At 74.5% G+C, this 19,726-nt stretch carries 18 protein-coding genes and 1 riboswitch; of the genes, 3 read left to right on the top strand and 15 right to left on the bottom strand.

All coding sequences use genetic code 11. From position 1 onward, the window contains the following. Positions 1-3 precede the first annotated feature (3 nt). On the bottom strand, positions 4-1,014 hold the full coding sequence (locus tag IE241_RS22370) for a hypothetical protein (RefSeq protein WP_190023591.1): 1,011 nt from the start codon (positions 1,012-1,014) through the stop codon (positions 4-6). A gap of 210 nt (positions 1,015-1,224) precedes the next feature. Between IE241_RS22370 and IE241_RS22365 the strand changes: the two genes are divergently transcribed. Continuing rightward, the gene (locus IE241_RS22365) at positions 1,225-2,265 is read left to right on the top strand and encodes an aminotransferase class V-fold PLP-dependent enzyme (RefSeq protein ID WP_190023590.1); all 1,041 of its coding nucleotides are present in this window, start codon (positions 1,225-1,227) and stop codon (positions 2,263-2,265) included. 96 nt (positions 2,266-2,361) lie between these two features. Here the strand turns inward: IE241_RS22365 and thpD are convergent, their stop codons facing one another. The 4 genes from thpD to ectA all read right to left on the bottom strand — a co-directional run bounded on the left by thpD (position 2,362) and on the right by ectA (position 5,673). Then, positions 2,362-3,279, bottom strand: coding sequence for an ectoine hydroxylase (gene thpD / locus IE241_RS22360; protein ID WP_190023589.1), 918 nt, complete (start codon positions 3,277-3,279; stop codon positions 2,362-2,364). A 3-nt stretch (positions 3,280-3,282) separates the two neighbouring features. Next, positions 3,283-3,681 carry an ectoine synthase gene (locus IE241_RS22355; RefSeq protein WP_058044967.1) on the bottom strand — a complete coding sequence of 133 codons (399 nt, stop codon included), beginning with the start codon at positions 3,679-3,681 and terminating at the stop codon, positions 3,283-3,285. Between the two features lie 58 nt (positions 3,682-3,739). Continuing rightward, positions 3,740-5,008, bottom strand: a complete 1,269-nt coding sequence (ectB, locus tag IE241_RS22350; protein ID WP_190023588.1) for a diaminobutyrate--2-oxoglutarate transaminase — start codon at positions 5,006-5,008, stop codon at positions 3,740-3,742. Between the two features lie 77 nt (positions 5,009-5,085). Next, on the bottom strand, positions 5,086-5,673 hold the full coding sequence (gene ectA, locus IE241_RS22345; protein ID WP_190023587.1) for a diaminobutyrate acetyltransferase: 588 nt from the start codon (positions 5,671-5,673) through the stop codon (positions 5,086-5,088). 413 nt (positions 5,674-6,086) lie between these two features. Between ectA and IE241_RS22340 the strand changes: the two genes are divergently transcribed. Next, positions 6,087-7,187, top strand: coding sequence for an amidohydrolase family protein (locus IE241_RS22340; RefSeq protein WP_190023586.1), 1,101 nt, complete (start codon positions 6,087-6,089; stop codon positions 7,185-7,187). A gap of 342 nt (positions 7,188-7,529) precedes the next feature. On the opposite strand, the gene IE241_RS22335 is transcribed toward IE241_RS22340, so the two are convergent. From IE241_RS22335 to IE241_RS22325, 3 genes are all read right to left on the bottom strand, one after another. Continuing rightward, the gene (locus IE241_RS22335) at positions 7,530-8,498 is read right to left on the bottom strand and encodes a bile acid:sodium symporter family protein (RefSeq protein WP_190023585.1); all 969 of its coding nucleotides are present in this window, start codon (positions 8,496-8,498) and stop codon (positions 7,530-7,532) included. A gap of 46 nt (positions 8,499-8,544) precedes the next feature. Further along, positions 8,545-9,597 (bottom strand): Rv2231c family histidinol phosphate aminotransferase CobC, encoded by a 1,053-nt coding sequence (cobC, locus tag IE241_RS22330; protein ID WP_190023584.1) that lies wholly within the window; start codon positions 9,595-9,597, stop codon positions 8,545-8,547. A gap of 147 nt (positions 9,598-9,744) precedes the next feature. Beyond that, positions 9,745-10,128, bottom strand: coding sequence for a cobalamin biosynthesis protein (locus IE241_RS22325; protein ID WP_229899651.1), 384 nt, complete (start codon positions 10,126-10,128; stop codon positions 9,745-9,747). An 81-nt stretch (positions 10,129-10,209) separates the two neighbouring features. Between IE241_RS22325 and IE241_RS22320 the strand changes: the two genes are divergently transcribed. Then, entirely contained in the window at positions 10,210-10,917 is a 708-nt protein-coding gene (locus IE241_RS22320) for a ZIP family metal transporter (RefSeq protein WP_373300742.1), read from the top strand. Between the two features lie 9 nt (positions 10,918-10,926). Here IE241_RS22320 and IE241_RS22315 read toward each other — a convergent pair whose 3' ends face one another. The 7 genes from IE241_RS22315 to IE241_RS22285 form a co-directional block, all read right to left on the bottom strand. Beyond that, positions 10,927-12,384 carry a cobyrinic acid a,c-diamide synthase CobB gene (locus IE241_RS22315; protein WP_373300733.1) on the bottom strand — a complete coding sequence of 486 codons (1,458 nt, stop codon included), beginning with the start codon at positions 12,382-12,384 and terminating at the stop codon, positions 10,927-10,929. Positions 12,385-12,391: 7 nt separating this feature from the next. Continuing rightward, positions 12,392-13,000 carry a cob(I)yrinic acid a,c-diamide adenosyltransferase gene (gene cobO / locus IE241_RS22310; protein WP_190023580.1) on the bottom strand — a complete coding sequence of 203 codons (609 nt, stop codon included), beginning with the start codon at positions 12,998-13,000 and terminating at the stop codon, positions 12,392-12,394. Continuing rightward, complete coding sequence (locus tag IE241_RS22305; RefSeq protein ID WP_229899693.1) at positions 13,000-15,057, bottom strand: putative cobaltochelatase; 2,058 nt, start codon at positions 15,055-15,057, stop codon at positions 13,000-13,002. The genes cobO and IE241_RS22305 overlap by 1 nt, the downstream gene beginning before the upstream one ends. A gap of 38 nt (positions 15,058-15,095) precedes the next feature. Then, the gene (locus tag IE241_RS22300) at positions 15,096-16,643 is read right to left on the bottom strand and encodes a cobyric acid synthase (RefSeq protein ID WP_190023808.1); all 1,548 of its coding nucleotides are present in this window, start codon (positions 16,641-16,643) and stop codon (positions 15,096-15,098) included. 29 nt (positions 16,644-16,672) lie between these two features. Further along, entirely contained in the window at positions 16,673-17,632 is a 960-nt protein-coding gene (locus IE241_RS22295; protein ID WP_190023578.1) for a cobalamin biosynthesis protein, read from the bottom strand. 126 nt (positions 17,633-17,758) lie between these two features. Then, a riboswitch (cobalamin riboswitch) is annotated at positions 17,759-17,877 on the bottom strand. Between the two features lie 343 nt (positions 17,878-18,220). After that, entirely contained in the window at positions 18,221-18,454 is a 234-nt protein-coding gene (locus IE241_RS22290) for a hypothetical protein (RefSeq protein ID WP_190023577.1), read from the bottom strand. Positions 18,455-18,473: 19 nt separating this feature from the next. Beyond that, positions 18,474-19,718, bottom strand: coding sequence for an inorganic phosphate transporter (locus IE241_RS22285; protein ID WP_190023576.1), 1,245 nt, complete (start codon positions 19,716-19,718; stop codon positions 18,474-18,476). Between the last annotated feature and the right edge of the window lie 8 nt (positions 19,719-19,726).

Below are 19,726 nucleotides of genomic sequence, written 5' to 3'. Positions count from 1 at the left end.
CCCTCACAGCGCGGCGGCCCGCGCGGAGCGCTGGACGAAGAAGCGTGCGCCGGCGGCGAGGACCAGCAGACCGATGATCACCTGCACAGCGTAGGCGACGGCCATCGTCGCCGTCGGCCCCCGGCCGTCGTCGGCCAGGGACGTCAGCGTCGCGAGCAGCTGCCAGCCGCCCCACGCCGCCGTCGCGGCCGAGCCGACCCCCGCGAGGAGCAGCGGCACGCGCAGCGGTAGCCGGCCGCCGCGTCCGGACAGGGCCCGGCCGGACAACAGCAGGACGGCGCCCGCGATCGTCGCGGCGGCGTACAGCACGTAGCCCGACTCCCCGGCCGCGAAGTCGCCGCGGTCCATCCGGGCTATCTCCGGCGTGAGCCCCGCCGACACCCCGCACGTCCACATCAGGTGCACCCCGCCGGGCAGGACGGCCAGGGCGCCCGCCGTGGCCAGCGCGGCCCGCTGGCCCCGGCCGAGCGGACGGACCGTCAGGTCACGGACGCTGCCCCGCCACAGGTGTCCCCAGCGCTCGCGGGCGTACAGCACGAACAGGGTGCCCAGGGCCAGCCCCTGGACGATGAACCCGGTGTAGACCACGCCGAAGACCCACTCGTCCAGGAACGGCTTCTCGGCCCCGCTGCCGGAACCGGCCGCCGCCGAACCGCCGAGTGCGCGGACGGTCAACTGCGCCGGGAAGCCGTACATGATGGGCGTCAGCAGCCCCACCGCGCCCCACATCGGCAGCGTCAGCAGCCAGGCGGGGACGCGTCTGCCCCAGGGGCGGGTCAGCAACAGGGCGAGGGCCACCACCGTGGCGTCCATCAGAATGGTGATGGCGTTCGCCACGACCAGCCCCGTGCCGGCATCCCGCAGGGTGCTGCCCTCCGGGATGCCGACGTGACTGCCCGCCACCCAGGCGACCTTGAGGCCGAGGTAGGGCAGGCAGGCGGTGATGGCCACCGCGCGGAGCACGCGGCGCTTGGTGGCGTGGTCATCCGGGACGGTCGTCGTCGTACTGGTCATGTGACCAGCGTTCCGTCCGTGGGGCGCCGCCGCGTCGCCCTGACCGGCGGACCTCCTCCGCCGCGCGGCGGAAGGGCGGCTCGTCCTCAGGCAGGGGCCGGGAGGCTCCCGCATGGACCGGCCGGTGGACCGGCCCGTGGACCGGCCGATGGACCGGCCCGTGGGCCGGCCGATGGACGAGTGATTGCCGGACGCGCATAGTGAGTGGGCATGGAGAGCCTCGCCCCCGCACACTTCGCGCCCGAGACCGTCTACCTCAACACCGCCGCCACCGGGCTCGTGCCCGCCCCCGCCGTCGCCGCCATGACCGAGGCCGCCACCGCGTTCTCGCTGGGCCGCCCCGGCGCGGAGGACCACTTCCCGGTCGTGGAGGCCGTCCGCGCCGCCTTCGCCCGCCTCGTCGGCGTGCCCGCCCGGCAGGTCGCCACCGGGGGCTCGGCCGCCGTCTTCTGCGGGCTCGTCGCCCAGTCGCTGCCCGAGGGGTCGGAAGTCCTGTGCGCGGAAGGCGACTTCAGCTCCCTCGTCAACCCCTTCCACGTGCGGCCCGGGCTCGGCGTCCGCACCGTCCCCCTGGAGGAGGTCGCCGGCGCGGTGCGCCCCGGGACCGCGCTCGTCGCCGTCAGCGCCGTCCAGTCGGCCGACGGCCGCATCGCCGACCTCGGCGCGATCACCGCGGCGGCCCGCGCCCACGGCGCCCGCACGCTCGTCGACATCAGCCAGGCCGCGGGCTGGCTGCCCGTCGACGCGGGCGCGTACGACTTCACCGTCTGCGTCGGCTACAAGTGGCTGATGGGGCCCCGCGGCACGGCCTTCCTCACCGTCCCCGAGGACCTCGGCGGCCTCACCCCCGTCTTCGCCGGGTGGGTGGCGGGGGAGAACCCCTGGGACAGCACGTACGGGAAGGTGTCGCTCGCCCGCTCCGCCCGCCGCTACGACGAGAACCCCGCCCTCCTGCCGTATGCGGGAGCCCTGGGCGGGCTCCGGCTGATCGAGGAGCTCGGAACGGAGCGGATCGCCGCGCACGACCGGGCGCTCGCCGAGCGCTTCCGCGCGGGGCTCGCCGCGCTCGGGCACCGGCCCGTGGCGGCGCCGGACTCCGCCGTCGTGTCGGTCCCCGGCCTCGGACACGCGGCGGAGCGCCTCGCGGCGGAGGGCGTACGCGTCAGCGCACGGGCCGGGGGACTGCGGGCGTCGTTCCACCTCTACAACAGCGCGACCGACGTGGACAGGGTCTTGAAGACGCTGTCCTGAGCAGGGCGGACAAGGAAGGGGCGGATAAGGAAGGGGCGGCCACGGCCCGGGTTCGCCGGGCGGACGGATGGCCGTGGCCGTGGCCGCCCGTGCCGGTCACCCCACCGGCGTGAAGTCCCGTGCCCCCACGAACTCCGGGCGGCGGGACGGGGCCGCGAAGGGGTCCACCGCCGTGTTCTCCACGCTGTTGAAGACGATGAAGACGTTGCTGCGCGGGAACGGCGTGATGTTGTCGCCCGACCCGTGCATGCAGTTGCAGTCGAACCACGTCGCCGAACCGGCCGGGCCCGTGAAGAGCCGGATGCCGTGCCGGCCCGCCAGCGCGGCGAGCGCGCTGTCCGACGGCGTGCCCGCCTCCTGCATCCGCAGCGACCGCTTGTAGTTGTCCTGCGGCGTCACCCCTGCACAGCCCAGGAACGTCCGGTGCGACCCCGGCATGATCATCAGGCCGCCGTTGGTGTCGAGGTTCTCCGTCAGCGCGATCGACACCGACACCGTCCGCATCCGCGGCAGCCCGTCCTCCGCGTGCCAGGTCTCGAAGTCCGAGTGCCAGTAGAACCCGGAGGCCCCGAAGCCCGGCTTGACGTTGACCCGCGACTGGTGGACGTAGACGTCGGAGCCGAGGATCTGCCGCGCCCGGCCCACCACGCGCGGATCGCGTACCAGCCGCGCGAACACGTCGCTGATCCGGTGCACTTCGAACACCGACCGCACGTCCTGCGAGTGCGGCTCCACGACCGCTCTCTCGTCGGCCCGCACCGCCGGGTCGGCGATCAGCCGGTCCAGCTCGGCGCGCAGGACCTGCACCTCGCCCGGCGTGATCATCTCGTCCACGGTGAGGAACCCGTCGCGTTCGTAGCCCGCGAGGGCGGCCGCGTCGATCGGCCCGGGCGTGCGCGAGCCGGACCCGGACGCGGACGCGGATCCGGACCCGGGCCACACCACGGGGTCACGGCGCGGGACGGCCGCCTCGTGCGTGCCGCGCGTGGGGTAGAGGTCGGTGACCGCGGCCATGGTTCAGCCCTCCTCCGTCAGCAGCGGGTAGACGCCGTTCTCGTCGTGGTCCTCCCGTCCCGTCACCGGCGGGTTGAAGACGCACACGCAGCGGAAGTCGGTCTTCGGGCGCAGGGTGTGCCGCTCGTGGCCGTCGAGCAGGTACATCGTGCCGGGGGAGATCCAGTGCTTCTCGCCGGTCTCGTCGTCGGTGAGCTCGGCCTCGCCCTCCACGCACAGCACGGCCTCGATGTGGTTGGCGTACCACATGGACGTCTCCGTGCCGGCGTAGAGGACCGTCTCGTGCAGGGAGAAGCCGACCCGCTCCTTGGCGAGCACGATCCGCTTGCTCTCCCACGTACCGGACTTGGCCTTGACGTGGCGGTCGGTGTTCTCGATGTCCTGGAGGGAACGGACGATCACGGGTGGTTCCTTTCTTTCGGTGGCGGTACCAGTGGCGGTACCAGCGGTGGTGGTGCGGTCAGGCCGTCTCGCGGACCGCGCGGGCGAGGATCCGCAGGCCCTCGTCCAGCTCCTCGGGGGAGATCGTCAGGGCGGGCAGCAGCTTGACGACCTCGCCCTCCGGGCCCGACGTCTCCACGAGCAGGCCGAGCTCGAAGGCCCGCCCGGCGACCGCCGAGGCCCGGGCCTTGTCGGCGAACTCCAGCCCCCACACGAGCCCGCGGCCCCGGTAGTGGCCGCCCAGCTCCGGGTGCTCGGTGCAGATGGCGCGCAGCGCCTCCTCGGCCTGCTCGCCGCGGGCGAGGGTCTGCTTCTCCATCTGCCCGTCCCTCCAGTACGCGTCGAGCGCCGCGGCGGCGGTGACGAAGGAGGGGTTGTTGCCGCGGAACGTGCCGTTGTGCTCGCCGGGCTCCCAGAGGTCGAGCTCCGGGCGGAAGAGGGTGAGCGACATCGGCAGGCCGTATCCGCCGATGGACTTCGAGAGCGTCACGATGTCCGGGGTGATGCCCGCCTCCTCGAAGGAGAAGAAGGAGCCGGTGCGGCCGCAGCCCATCTGGATGTCGTCCACGATCAGCAGCATGTCGTGGCGCTCGCACAGCGCGGCGAGCCCGCGCAGCCACTCGGGGCGGGCCACGTTGATGCCGCCCTCGCCCTGCACCGTCTCGACGATGACGGCGGCGGGGGTGTTCAGGCCCGAGCCCTGGTCGGCCAGCAGCCGCTCGAACCACAGGAAGTCCGGCACCCGGTCGTCGAGGTAGTGGTCGAAGGGCATCGGGGTGCCGTGCACCAGGGGGATGCCCGCACCGGCCCGCTTGAAGGCGTTGCCGGTGACGGCGAGCGAGCCCAGGGACATGCCGTGGAAGGCGTTGGTGAAGGACACGATCGCCTCGCGGCCCTTGACCTTGCGGGCCAGCTTCAGCGCGGCCTCCACGGCGTTGGTGCCCGTCGGGCCGGGGAACATCACCTTGTACGGCAGGTCGCGCGGGCGCAGCACGACGTCCTGGAAGGCCTCCAGGAACGCGCGCTTGGCGGTGGTCCCCATGTCCAGGCCGTGGGTGACGCCGTCGCGTTCGATGTAGTCGATCAGGGCGCGTTTGAGGACCGGGTTGTTGTGGCCGTAGTTGAGTGCTCCGGCACCGGCGAAGAAGTCGAGGTACGTATGGCCGTCCTCGTCGTACATCCGGCTGCCCTGGGCGCGGTCGAAGACCGCGGGCCAGCTGCGGCAGTAGCTGCGCACCTCCGACTCCAGGGTCTCGAAGACGCTGAGTGCGGGCGGGGTGATGGTCATGGGGGTGCTCCTGTCGGTGTGTGAGCGGTCTCGGACGTTTCGGTGCGTCTCGTGCGTCTCGTGCGTCTCAGCGCGTCTCAGTGCGTCAGGGGGCCGATGCGGTGCAGTACCTCGGGGTCGTGCCCCGTCTCGGGGAACAGCCCGCCGTGGAAGAGGACTTCGCGCTCGACGGGGGCGCGGTGCCGCTCGGCGAAGGAGGCGAACAGGCGGTTGGAGGCGGTGTTTCCGGGCGTGACGGTGGTCTCGATCCCGTCGATGCCGCCCTCGCTCTCGCGGGCGACCCGGGCGACGAGGCCCTCCAGCAGGGCGGCGGCCAGGCCGCGGCCGCGGTGCGGGCGGTCCACGGCCACCTGCCAGACCACGAGGGTGCGGGGGCGGGCGGGCCGGACGTAGCCGGTGATGAATCCGGCGGGCTCCCCGCCCTTCCCACCCGTCCCGCCGCCGGCGGGGCGGGCCACGGCCGAGGTGGCGGCGAAGTCGCGGCACCACAGCAGGTAGCTGTACGAGGAGTTGAGGTCCAGGGTTCCCGAGTCGCGGGCGATGCGCCAGATCGCGGCTCCGTCCTCGACCCGCGGGACGTCGAGCGTGAGGTCCTCCGGCATTTCCGGGAATTCCCGGAGGGAGGCGGGACGGGCACGTGCAAGGTCTGCTTGTGCTGCGGTCATGCGGAGGGAATTTACCGATGCGGATCGGAAATCGCATCGGGGGTCCGGGTTACTCGGAAGGGGGTGGTTGTGTTATCGCGCGGAGGCGCGGGGGCGCGCAAAGCGGGTGGATGATGTGGTGGTTTGCCCGGTAATATCCGGGCAAATCGCGGATGGTGTGGAGTGTGTCACAGGTGATCGCCGGGGATCGGTAAGGGGCGGGGAATTCCCTTGCGGGAACGTAAGGAAAATGCTGCGTTTAGGGTACGGGAAAGCGGGCATGAGAATGCGCGGAGAGTTGTCTGAGGAATTACCGGAGAGGAGTTCCGGGGAATTGCCCGGGGCGGCCGTGGAGGCGCCCCGGCGGCCGCCCCCCGGCGGCGCCCCGGCAGCCCCTTGGCGGGCGGGAGGAGCGGGCTCGTACAGTGCGGTCCATGAGCGACAGTGGGGTGCTGCACATCAAGGGGCGGGTGCTCGTCGGCGCGGACCCGGACGGCGGGGTGCGCGACGAGCTGTGGGCCGTCGACGGCCGGATCACCTTCGAACGGCCGGCGGGGGCGCGGGACGTCACCACCGTCGAGGGGTGGGCGCTGCCCGGCCTCGTGGACGCGCACTGCCACGTGGGCCTCGACGCCCACGGCCCGGTCGACGCCTCCACCGCCGAGAAGCAGGCGCTCACCGACCGGGATGCGGGAGCGCTGCTGCTGCGCGACGCCGGCTCCCCCTCGGACACGCGCTGGATCGACGACCGCGAGGACCTGCCCCGCATCATCCGCGCCGGGCGCCACATCGCGCGCACCCGCCGCTACATCCGCAACTACGCGCACGAGATCGAGCCGGACGACCTCGTGGCGTACGTGGCGCGGGAGGCGCGGCGCGGGGACGGCTGGGTCAAGCTCGTCGGCGACTGGATCGACCGCGAGACGGGCGACCTGTCCGCGTGCTGGCCGCGCGGGGAGGTCGCGGCCGCGATCGCCGAGGCGCACCGCCTCGGGGCGCGCGTGACCGCGCACTGCTTCGCGGAGGAGTCGCTGGCGCCGCTCGTGGAGGCGGGCATCGACTGCATCGAGCACGCGACCGGGCTCACCGAGGAGACCATTCCGCTCTTCGCCGAGCGCGGGGTCGCGATCGTGCCGACGCTCGTCAACATCGCGACGTTTCCGCGGCTCGCGGACGGCGGCGAGGCGAAGTTCCCGCGCTGGGCGGACCACATGCGGCGCCTGCACGCCCGGCGCTACGAGACGGTGCGGGCGGCGTACGACGCGGGCATCCCGGTCTTCGTCGGTACGGACGCGGGCGGTTCGCTCGCCCACGGCCTGGTCGGCCAGGAGGTCGCCGAACTCGTCAAGGCCGGCCTGCCCCCGCTAGCGGCCCTGTCGGCCGCCACGTGGTCGGCCCGCGCCTGGCTGGGCCGCCCGGGCCTGGAGGAGGGCGCCCCGGCGGACCTGGTCGTCTACGAGACGGATCCACGGGCGGACGTCAGGGTCCTGGGCTCACCGAAGCGGGTGATTCTGCGGGGGCGGGTGATCGGCTAGGCACGGGGTGACCTGCGGTCGGCTTGCGGCGACTCCCTCCGCCGCCCCGGCGGCGGCGATCCGCCACGCCGGTGGTGTCCGGCGGTGCCGGGCGGACCTGCGGTCGGGTCGGCTCAGGGGCCGGGGTTCGGCGTCTACCGCCGGGGCCGGCAACTTCCTCCGCCGCGGCGGTGATGTGCCACGGCGGTGGTGTCCGGCGGTGCCGGCCTGGCGGGTTGCCGGCCTTCAGCCCGTGTTCGGGCCTGGGGCCGGCAACCCCCTTCCGCCGCAGTGGCGATCCGCCACGACGGTGGAGTTCGGCGGTGCCCGGTGCACCCGGGGTCCGGTCGGCGCTTCGCGCCGCTAGGAGTGAGGGCGCCTTGACATCCAGGCTGCCACCGCCGCGCCGGACACGTTGTGCCACACCGAGAAGACCGCCGCCGGCAGCGCCGCCGCGGGGCTGAAGTGGGCCGTTGCAAGGGACGCCGCCAGGCCCGAGTTCTGCATGCCGACTTCGAAGGCCATCGCCCGGCTCGACGGACCGCCGAGCCGGGCCAGGCGGCCCGCCGCGTATCCGAGGGCCAGGCCGAGGCCGTTGTGGAGGACGACGGCGAGGAGGACGAGGGCGGCCGCGTCCTTGATGCGGGCCGCGCTGCCCGACACCACGATGAGGACGAGGACGGCGATCGTCAGCGCCGAGAGCGCCGGCAGGGCGCGCAGCACCCTGCCGATCCACCGCCCCGCCGCCATCCGCACCAGCGCCCCGCCGACCACCGGCACGAGCACGGTCTTGAGGATGTCGGTGAACATGGCGCCCGCGTCCACGTCCAGGAACCGGTCCGCCAGCAGCAGTGTCAACGGCGGTGTCACCAGGGGCGCGACGAGCGTCGACACGGTCGCGACGGACACCGACAGGGCCACGTCCCCGCGCGCGAGGTACGTGACCACGTTGGACGCCGTCCCGCTCGGCGCGCAGCCGACCAGGATCACCCCGGCCGCCAGCTGCGGCGGCAGCCCCAGCACCGTGGCGATCAGCCAGCCCAGCCCCGGCATGATCACGTAGTGGGCGACGAGGCCGAGCCCGACCGCCCAGGGCCGCTTGGCGACCGCGCGGAAGTCGTCACCGGTCAGCGTGAGGCCCATGGTGAACATCACGACGCCCAGCAGGTACGGCACGGCCGGCGCCCAGCCGGTGAAGTGCGACGGCGCGGCGAGCCCCAGCGCCCCGGCCGCGACGACGAGCAGCGGGAACACGGTGACGGCCAGCCGTGCCGTCCGGTCGGCGGCTGCCGGGGTTGTCGGGGCTGCCGGGGCTATTCGCGAGGTCGCCATACGGCGGCACCCTAGCGATCACTCCCGGCCTCGGCCAGAGGCGGTCTCACCCCTCGGCGAGCGCTTTCCCGAGGGCCTCCGCGAAGCGGTCCGTGGTCGCCCGGTCCCGGACCGCGAGGCGCAGATAGTCCGGCCCCAGCCCCGGGAAGGTGTCGCCGCGGCGCACCGCGAAGCCCAGCCCCCGCAGCCTGCCCCGCACGGCCGCGGCCCCCCGCACCCGGATCAGCAGGAACGGCCCGGCCGCCGGACCGTGGACCCGGACCCCCTCGAACTGGCCCACCGCGGCCGCCAGATACGTCCGGTCCTCGGCGAGGCGGTCCGCGGCGCGCGCGGCCTCCGCGAGCGCCGGGGGAGCGCTGCACGCCTCCGCCGCCGCCAGCGCCGGGGACGACACCGGCCACAGCGGCTGAGCCCGCTCCAGCCGGGCTATGGTGCCGGGCGACGCGAGTACGTAGCCGATCCGCAGCCCCGCCAGCCCCCAGGTCTTGGTGAGGCTGCGCAGCACGACCAGCCCCGGCAGGTCCGTGACGGACGCCAGCGACTCCGCCTCGCCCGGCACCGCGTCCATGAACGCCTCGTCGACCACCAGGGTCCGCCCCGGCCGGGCGAGCCGCGCCAGGTCCCGCGCCGGGTGGAGGACGGAGGTGGGGTTGGTCGGATTGCCGACGACCACCAGGTCCGCATCGCCCGGCACCGCACGCGGATCCAGCCGGAACCCGTCCGCCTCGTCGAGCAGCACCCGCTCCACCCGGTGCCCGGCGTCCCGCAGGGCCGCCTCCGGCTCCGTGAACTGAGGGTGCACCACCACCGGCCGCCGCACCCGCAGCGCCCGCGCGAGCAGGACGAACGCCTCCGCGGCCCCCGCCGTCAGCAGCACCCGCTCCTCCGGCAGCCCGTGGCGCGCCGCCACCGCCCGCCGCGCGGCCCGCCCGTCCGGATAGGAGGCGAGCCCGTCGAGCGACGCGGCGATGTGCTCGCGCAGCCACACCGGGGGCGTGCCCGCCCGTACGTTCACCGCGAGGTCCGTCAGCTCCGCGCCGGCACCCCGCACTTCGGCGTCACCGTGGTGGCGCAGGTCGGGTTCGCTGGGAGTGTGCATGGCCGCGGGCCGCCTTCTCTTGTCCGTGTGCTGCCGGTCGTCGTCACAGTCGCTGTCGCCGGGCGCGAAGCGCCCGCACCAAAGACCGTACTGACGGCTGCGGAACGGCCGTCAAGCGGGTCCTTACGTCGTTCCTTACGCCGGCCCTTACATCAGCCCGTACGCCGGCCCGTACGCGTACGCCACCGCGCACGTCACCCGCGCCGACTTCCGCTTCCCCACGGCCAGCACTCCGCCCTCCCCGGCCGCCAGCAGCGCCGCCGCCTCGGCCACCGCGGGCGTGCCCACGGCGGCCAGCGCCGCGGCCGAAGGATCCGGCACCACGACCCCGGCCAGCGCACCGGCCCCGTACACCCGCAGCGGCACGCCCAGCCCGGCCGCCGCCTCCAGCAGCCCGCCCTCGCCCGCCTTCGCCTCGGCCGTCGCCAGCGCCACCGGCCGCAGCCCGCCCGCCCCGGCCTCCGCCAGCGTCCGCTCCACCAGCTCCAGCACCTCCGCGGCCGTCACGCCGCGCCGGGCGCCCACCCCCACGTACACAGCGGGTGCGGCGGCCGGGCCCGCGGGAGATACTTCAGCCGCGAGAAGGGTGGAACCGTGCCGGTCGTGATCGCCATGGGCGCGTTCCTGATGACGCTGCTCGGCGGCTGGGCCGCGCACCGCATCACCGACCGCAGGCACCTCGTCCTGGGGTTCGCGGGCGGGCTGATGCTCGGCGTCGTCGGACTCGACCTGCTGCCCGAGGCCCTGGAGGCCGCCGGCCAGGACGTCTTCGGCGTGCCGGCCGCCCTGCTCTGCTTCGTCGCCGGCTTCCTCGCCGCCCATATGGTCGAGCGGCTCCTCGCCGTCCGCAAGGCGGCCCACGGCATCAGCGCCGCCGAACGCACCCCCCAGGTCGGCCTCACCGCGGCCGCCGCCCTCGTCGGTCACAGCGCCATGGACGGCGTCGCCATCGGCGCGGCCTTCCAGGTCGGCGAGGGCGTGGCGGTCGCCGTCGCCGTGGCCGTCATCGCGCACGACTTCGCGGACGGCTTCAACACGTACACGATCACCGACCTGTACGGGAACGACCGGCACCGCGCCCTCCTGATGCTCGCCGCGGACGCCGTCGCCCCCCTCGTCGGTGCGGCGTCCACCCTCTTCTTCACTCTTCCGGCCGGGTTCCTCGGCGTCTACCTCGGTTTCTTCGGCGGCGTCCTGCTCTACCTGGCCACGTCCGACATCCTCCCCGAGGCCCACCACACCCACCCGGCCGTCTCCACCCTCGCCTGCACGGTGGCCGGCGCGGGCTTCATCTGGCTGGTCGTGGGCCTCGCGAGCTGACGCCGCCCGTCACCGGCTGCGGGCACCGCCCGCGCTCGCCACGAGCCGGGCGGCCGCGCCCGGGGCGCCCGCCCAGTGCACGTGCAGGTACGAGGCGTGCACCCCGTCGCGTACGAAGCCCTCGGTGCGGCGCTCCGGGTGCGTGAACCCCCAGGCGGGGGTCCCGCCCGCGCCCGGCTCCGCCACCGTGCGGTGGAACTCGTGCCCCCGGACGCGGGTGCCGGCCTGCGCCAGCGGGTTGTCCGCGAGGGCCACCGCCTCGCGGTAGCCGAGAGTGAGACGGCCGGACATGCGGGCGTCCGCGGGGAGCACGCCGCACATGGGCTTGCCGTCCAGGGAACGGGAGAGGTAGAGCAGGCCCGCGCACTCGGCTACGACCGGGGCGCCGGTTGCCGCGAGGGCGGCGACCTCTTTGCGGAGGGGTTCGTTCGCGGACAGCTCCGGGGCGTAGACCTCGGGGAATCCGCCGCCTATGACGAGGGCGGCGGTGCCCTCCGGGAGGGCCTCGTCGTGGAGGGGGTCGAAGGTGACCACCTCGGCGCCGGCCGCCTGCAGTAGTTCGGTGTGCTCGGCGTACGAGAAGGTGAAGGCCGGGCCGCCTGCTACGGCGATCACCGGTGCGTTCTTCGGGTGCGGGCCGGTGGTCGGTTTGTGCCCACCCGTCCCGCCCTGCGGGACGCCTGCCCACAAACCGGTGGGGGTGGGATGGGAAGCCGGGGCGCCTGCCCACACACCATGGGGAGCCCATGGCTCGTCCACCAGTGGAGGTGCGCTGTGTGCCAAAGCCAGCAGGCCCTCCAAGTCGCAGCCCTCCCTCACCCGGGCCGCCTGGGCCGCCACCGCGTCCACCGCTTCGGTGCTGCGTTCGGCGACCGGGACCAGGCCCAGGTGCCGGGACGGCGTGTGCACCTGCTCGGCGCGGCGCACCGCGCCCAGGACCGGTACGCCCGACTCCGTCAGGGCCTCGCGCAGCAGCGCCTCGTGCCGGTCCGAGCCGACCTTGTTGAGGATGACGCCCGCGACCCGCACCTCCGGGTCCCAGGACGCGAAGCCGTGCACCAGCGCGGCCACCGACCGCGACTGCGACGACGCGTCGACGACCAGCACGACCGGGGCCTTGAGCAGCTTGGCCACGTGTGCCGTCGACGCCAGCTCGCCCTGCCCGCTCGCCCCGTCGTAGAGGCCCATGACGCCCTCGACCACCGCGATGTCGCAGCCCGCGGCCCCGTGCAGGAACAGCGGGGCGATGCGGTCCGGGCCGCACATGTACGCGTCCAGGTTGCGGCCGGGGCGGCCCGTCGCGAGCGCGTGGTAGCCGGGGTCGATGTAGTCCGGGCCGACCTTGTGCGGCGAGACGGCGAGCCCCGCGTCCGCGAAGGCCCGCATCAGGCCGGTGGCCACCGTGGTCTTGCCGCTGCCGGAGGCCGGGGCGGCGATGACCAGGCGGGGGATGTGCGTACTCACCACTTGATGCTCACCACTCGATGCCCCGCTGGCCCTTCTGGCCGGTGTCCATCGGGTGCTTGACCTTGGACATGTCGGTGACCAGGTCGGCGAATTCGACGAGCGCCTGCGGGGCGTTGCGGCCCGTGATCACCACGTGCTGGGTGCCGGGGCGGTTGCGCAGCACCTCGATCACCTCGTCCGTGTCGATCCACCCCCAGTGCAGGGGGTAGGCGAACTCGTCCAGCACGTACAGCTTGTACGTCTCGGCCGCCAGGTCGCGCTTGACCTGCTCCCAGCCCTCGCGCGCCTTGTCCTCGTTGCTCTGCTCGCCGTCCTTGGGGTCGCGCTGGATCCACGACCAGCCCTCGCCCATCTTGTGCCAGCCGACCGTGCCGCCCTCGCCCGACGCACCGAGCACCCGCAGCGCGTTCTCCTCGCCGACCTTCCACTTCGCCGACTTCACGAACTGGAACACCCCGACCGGCCAGCCCTGGTTCCACGCCCGCAGCGCCAGGCCGAAGGCCGCCGTGGACTTGCCCTTGCCGATGCCGGTGTGGACGAAGACCAGCGGCCGGTTGCGGCGCTGGCGCGTGGTGAGTCCGTCGTCGGGAACGACGGTCGGCTGTCCCTGGGGCATTACGCGGCCTTCCTGGTGTGTGCGGTCCGTACGGTGCGTACGAGCGCGGAGACGCTGTCCGCGCGCAGCTCGTCCAGCGTGACGACCGGGCCGCGCAGCTCCCGGCCCAGCTCGGCGGCGAGCCCGAGGCGTACCGGCCCCTGCTCGCAGTCCACGACCACCGACGCCGTGCCCTCGCCGGCCAGCAGCCGGGCGGCGCGCGCCGCCCGGGCCAGCGGCTCCGGGCCGCCGGTCGCCCGGCCGTCGGTGACCACGACCAGCAGCGGGCGCCGGGACGGGTCGCGCAGGCGCTCCACGCGCAGCACCTCGTGCGCCTGCAGCAGGCCCGCCGCCAGCGGCGTGCGCCCGCCGGTCGGCAGCTTCTCCAGCCGTGCCGCGCCCGCGTCCACCGAGGACGTCGGCGGCAGCGCCACGTCCGCGCCGGAGCCCCGGAAGGTGACCATGCCGATCTTGTCCCGGCGCTGGTACGCGTCCAGCAGCAGGGACAGCACCGCGCCCTTGACGGCGCTCATCCGCTTGCGGGCGGCCATGGAGCCGGAGGCGTCCACGACGAACAGCACCAGATTGCCCTCGCGGCCCTCGCGCACCGCCTCCCGCAGGTCGTCACGGCGGACGACGAGCCCGGCGCCGCTGCGCCCGCGCGCCCGCTGGTGCGGGGCGGCGGCCTGGACCGTGGCGGCCAGGTGGAGCTTGGACAGGGCGCCGCGGGGGCGGCGCGCGCCGGTCGTCCGGCCGTGCGCCGTCCGCGCCCGCGAACGGCGGCCGTCGGCACCCTCGCCGAGGCCGGGGACGTCGAACTTCCGGGTGCGGAAGGGGTCGGCGGCGGCGACGGCCGGGGCCTCGGGGGCCTCCCCGCGGGCGGGGGCGGACTCGGGGGCGTCCGGGCTCTCGGGGGAGGCGGGCTCGGGGCCGGTGGACTCCGGCTCCTGCCGCTGCTGCGGGACGTCGGGGGCGCCGTCGGGGCCCGTGGCGTCCTGCGGGGGCTGCCCGCCGCCGTCGGGACCGCCGCCTTCGGGGCCGCCCTCGGGGCCGCCGTCGTCCGGGCCCTCGGGCTCCGGGTCCGGCTCGGGCTCCGGCTCGTCGTCCTCGAAGCCGTTCAGGATCTCGTCGAGCTTGTCCTCGTCCAGACCCGGCGCGTCGAAGGGGTTGCGCCGGCGCCGGTGCGGCAGCGACAGCAGCGCCGCCTGCCGTACGTCCGCCGTCGTCACGTCCGTGCGGCCCGCCCACGCGGCGAGCGCGGTCGCGGTGCGCGCGGTCACGATGTCCGCGCGCATGCCGTCCACCTCGAAGCCCGCGCACACGGCGGCGATCCGGCGCAGCGCGCCGTCGCCCAGCCGTACGGACGGCAGCAGCGCGCGGGCGGCGGCGATCCGCTCGCGCAGCGTCTCCTCCTCGGCGGCCCACTTGGCGGCGAACGCGGCCGGGTCCTCGTCGTAGGCCAGGCGGCGGCGCACGACCTCGACGCGCTCGTCGGTCTCGCGCGAGGCCGCGACCTCGACGGTCAGGCCGAAGCGGTCCAGGAGCTGGGGGCGCAGCTCGCCCTCTTCGGGGTTCATGGTGCCGACGAGGAGGAAGCGGGACGCGTGACGGACCGACACTCCCTCACGCTCTACGTAGGAGGCGCCGGTCGCCGCCGCGTCGAGGAGTGCGTCGACCAGATGGTCCCCGAGCAGATTGACCTCGTCGACGTAGAGGACACCGCGGTGCGCGGCGGCCAGCAGGCCCGGCTCGAAGGCCTTCACGCCCTCGCCCAGCGCCCGCTCGATGTCGAGCGCCCCGACGAGCCGGTCCTCGGACGCGCCGACGGGCAGCTCGACCATGCGCGCCGGGCGGGCGTCGCCCTCCCCGCCCGTGTGCGGACCGTCCGGGCAGGTGGCGTCGGGGGCGGCGGGATCGCAGGAGAACCGGCAGCCGGGCACCGTCACGACCTGCGGCAGCAGCGCCGACAGGGCCCGTACCGTCGTCGTCTTGGCCGTGCCCTTCTCACCTCGTACGAGCACTCCGCCGATCGACGGCGAGATCGCGTTGAGCAACAGGCCCAGCCGCATGTCGTCCATGCCGACGACCGCGGTGAACGGATAGGTGGCCGAGGCCGTCAACGGGTACCCCCTGTGTTGTCGTTCCGCGCGAGCGGAGCCGGTGCACCCGGCGGTATGAACGGGACCCCCGGGGGGACTCCGTCCTCGATCAGCCGCAGCAGCGCGTCCGTGTCCGCGTGTTCCTCGATCAGATCGCCCAGCCGGTCGAGCTGTTCCTCGCGCAGCGCCGCGAAGCTCGTGTCCGGCGCCGGGACGAACGCCCGGCCCGCCGCCTCCGCGACGCGCCGCAGGAACGCCCGCCGGAAGCCGTCGCTCTCCAGCGAACCGTGCCAGTGCGTGCCCCACACGGCGCCGACGCGGCAGCCGTCGAGGAACGGCTCGTCGCCACCGCGGACATCGGCCACGCCGTGGTGGATCTCGTAGCCCTCGACCGGTTCGCCCAGGGCCGTGCCCACCGGCCTTGCCAGGGTCTTCTCCGCTGCGAAGCGGATGCGTACGGGCAGCAGCCCCAGCCCCTCGACCACGCCGGCCCGGGACTCCACCTCGTCCTCGATGCGCTCGCCCAGCACCTGGAAGCCGCCGCAGATGCCCAGCACCGGGCGGCCCTCCGCCGCGCGGCGCGCGAGCGCGTCCGCGAGCCCGCGCTCGCGCAGCCAGGCCAGCGCCCGCACCGTCCCGCGCGTCCCCGGTACGACCACCAGGTCCGCGTCGGCGAGCTCCTCCGCGCGGTCGACGAAGCGGACGACGACGCCCGGCTCGGCCGCCAGCGCGTCCACGTCCGTGAAGTTGGACATCAGCGGCACCGCGCACACCGCGACCCGCAGCACGTCCGCCCCGTGCGGCGGCGCCACCACCGACTCGCGTACGGCGCCGCGCAGCGAGACGCGCAGGCCGTCCTCCTCGTCGATGCCGAGGCCGTGCGCGAACGGCAGGACGCCGTACGTCCGACGGCCCGTCAGCTCGTACAGCATGTCCAGGCCGGGCTCCAGCAGCGTCACGTCGCCCCGGAACTTGTTGACGACGTAACCCGCTATCAGCTCCTGGTCCTCGGGCGAGAGCAGGGCGGTCGTGCCGAAGAAGGACGCGAAGACGCCGCCGCGGTCGATGTCGCCGACCACGACCACGGGCAGCCGGGCCGCCCGGGCGATGCCCATGTTGACGATGTCGCTGCGCCGCAGGTTGATCTCGGCCGGGCTGCCGGCGCCCTCGCAGATCACCGCGTCGTGCGTGCGCCGCAGCTCCTCCAGGCACTCCGTCACCGTGCCGAACAACTGCTCCTGGCGCCCCGCGTGATAGCCGCGCGCACTGAGCTCGCCCACCGGCTTGCCCATCAGCACGACCTGGCTGCTGCGGTCGCCGCCCGGCTTGAGCAGCACGGGGTTCATCAGGGCGCTCGGCTCCACGCGGGCAGCGGCCGCCTGCATGGCCTGCGCCCGGCCTATCTCCGCGCCCTCACGCGTCACGAACGAATTGAGCGACATGTTCTGCGCCTTGAACGGCGCGACCTTGACGCCCTTGCGGGACAGCCAGCGGCAGATGCCGGCCGTCACCACGCTCTTGCCGGCGTCCGAGGTGGTGCCGGCCACCAGCAGGCCCCCGCCCAGCGGGCCCGCCGGCCCGCTCCTGTCAGCCGTCACCGGTTCCTCCTTGCGGTCATGAACAGACTGCCCACTGTGCGGGCCGCAACCGTCGTTCCCAGGGCCAGCAGGGACACCCGGCGCGAGAGGCGTACCGCGCGCTCGATGTCGTCCGTCGCCACCGGGCGGTTCTCCGCGCCCAGCACGGGCCGGTGCTCGACGCGGCCCGCGTACGCGAGAGTGCCGCCGAGCCGCACGCCGAGGGCCCCGGCGAACGAGGCCTCCACGGGGCCCGCGTTGGGGCTGGGGTGGCGGGAGGCGTCCCGCCGGGCCACCCGCCAGGCGCCGCGCGGGTCCGGGCCCGCGAGGACGGCGAGGGCCGCGGTGAGGCGGGCGCCGGGCCAGCCGGCGACGTCGTCGAGACGGGCCGCGGCCCAGCCGAAACGGCGGTAGCGGGGGGACTTGTGGCCCACCATGGCGTCCAGCGTGTTCACGGCCCGGAAGGCCACCAGGCCGGGCACGCCCCCGAGGGCGCCCCACACCAGCGCGCCGACGACGGCGTCGGAGGTGTTCTCGGCCACGGATTCCACGACGGCGCGCGCGATCTGCTGCCCGTCCAGGGCCTGCGGGTCGCGCCCGCACAGGTGCGGCAGGCGCTCGCGGGCGACGTCCACGTCGCCGACGGCGAGCGCGCCCCCGATGGCGCGGGCCTCACGGCCCAGGGAAGTGCCGCCGAGCACCGCCCAGGTGGCGGCGGCGGTCAGGGCGATGCCGGCGGGGCGGGACGTGCGAGCGGCGCGCGCCAGCAGCGCGGCCCCGGCGGCGGCGCCGCCCGCGCACAGCAGGGCGTGCACGGCACCGTGGCCGCGGTGGTCGCGCCACAGGCGCTGCTCTACGGCGTGGGCGGCGCGGCCGAACGCGGCCACGGGGTGGCCGCGGCGGGGGTCGCCCAGGACGCGGTCACCGAGGAAGCCGAGGGCGGCGCCGCACGCGAAACCGATCGGATCGGCACGCATCGGATCAGACCGCCGTCACGCCTCGGCGGGGGGAGGGGAGTGTGCGGGGCGTTCGACGGCGGGCGCCGGGCATGGATGTGTCCTCACTCAGGGTCCGCGCCCTGGCTCGACGTGACCGGCGACCAGAGTCTCCTGGCTCCCGGATCCGCGCCGCCCCGGCCTTCCGGCTCGCCGCCGTGGCATCGCGTGGGGAGACGCTCCCCGGTGACAGTGGCGGGACCGCGCCGGATTCACACCGGCTTCCTCTGCTGTCGCCGTTTGGCTCCGGAAGTCCACCATGCGCCGCGGGCGCCGTCAACTCACTCCTGACCTGCGGGGAGTGCGCACGGCGCGCGCCGGCGGCGCCCTGCGTTCCCGGCGGCGCCGGGCTTGCCGGTCGGCATGGCACCGCCGGGCACCGCCGGGCTCCGCCGCGGTGGTTGTTCGCCGTTGCGGCGGGGGTCTGTCGCGCGGCAACGGGAGCGTGTGATTCCGGTGGTTCCGGGGTCGCCGGGCTCCTCCGCCCGGCCCCGCCCGCGGGTACGACACCGGCCGGGACCCCCGTAGGGATCCCGGCCGGGCGGATCGAATCGGATCGGATCGCGGGGCTTACGCCACGATCAGGTAGATGCCGTAACCCACGGCCGCCGCGCACAGTGCGAAGCACACGTACGCACCGGAGCGCGCGAGCGTACCCGTACCCGCACCCGTACCCGAGTCCGCCGAGCCCCCCGTACGGGGCGACGTGCCGACGATGCCGAGGGTGAAGATGCCCACCAGTCCGACCGTCACCACGAGGCTGACGCCGAAGACCTGGCCGAGGGCTGCCCAGTCGATGTGCATGCTGTTTCTTCCTTAAGCCTTAGCCCGCCGCGGCGGCGGCAGGAGCCCGCCCGGCCTCGGGGGAGGGGGAGACCGCGGCGGCCAGCGGACCGGCCGGCGGCGGGGCGACGGCCTGCAGGGCCGCGGTGACGACACCGGCCGGCTCGGCGTCGGCGACGGCGTCGCGCGAGTCCAGGTCGCCGTGGGTGACGGGCTTGCGGCGCGAGGCCAGCCAGATCGCGCCGGAGACGGCCAGGCCGAGGACGGCGACCGCCGCGACGCCCCAGTCGCCCTGGTCGGCGAGGAGGGCGGCGCCACCGGCGACCAGGCCCGCGGCGGGCAGCGTCAGGCCCCAGGCCATGACCATGCGGCCGGCGGTCGACCAGCGCACGACGCCGCCCTTGCGGCCGAGGCCGGCGCCCATGATCGAGCCGGAGCAGACCTGGGTGGTGGAGAGGGCGAAGCCGATGTGCGAGGAGGCGAGGATCACGGTCGCGGCGCCGGTCTGCGCGGCGAAGCCCTGGGCGGGCTTGATGTCGGTGAGGCCCTTGCCGAGGGTCTGGATGATGCGCCAGCCGCCCAGGTACGTACCGAGCGCGATGGCCAGGCCCGCGGAGACGATGACCCACATCGGCGGGTCGGAGTGCGGGGCGACGACGCCGCCGGCGACGAGGGCGAGGGTGATCACGCCCATCGTCTTCTGGGCGTCGTTGGTGCCGTGGGCGAGGGAGACCAGGGCGGCCGAGGCGATCTGGCCGGCGCGGTAGCCCTTGGCGGTGTCGCGCTCGTCACGGCCCTTGGCGAGCCGGTAGGTGAGGCGGGTCGCGCACCAGGCGGCGATGCCGGCCACGAGCGGCGCGGCGACGGCCGGGATCAGGACCTTCATGACGACCTTGTCGGTGTTGACCGCGTCGAAGCCGACGGCGACGACCGTCGCACCGATCAGACCGCCGAAGAGGGCGTGCGAGGAGCTGGAGGGGAGCCCGGCGAGCCAGGTCAGCAGGTTCCAGACGATGGCGCCGACCAGGCCCGCGAAGATCACTTCGGGTCTGATGCCGGCGGTCTCATCGATGATTCCCCCGGAGATGGTCTTGGCCACCTCGACGGACAGGAACGCCCCGACGAGGTTCAGGACCGCCGACATCGCCACCGCGGTCTTGGGCTTGAGGGCGCCGGTGGAGATGGTGGTGGCCATGGCGTTGGCCGTGTCGTGGAAGCCGTTCGTAAAGTCGAACACCAAGGCCGTGACGATCACGATCCCGATGAGAAGCGTGATGTGTTCCATTCACCCAG

It is taken from the genome of Streptomyces hiroshimensis, assembly GCF_014650335.1.
Lineage (GTDB): Bacteria > Actinomycetota > Actinomycetes > Streptomycetales > Streptomycetaceae > Streptomyces > Streptomyces hiroshimensis.
This window is presented reverse-complemented; position numbering and strand designations above follow the sequence as displayed.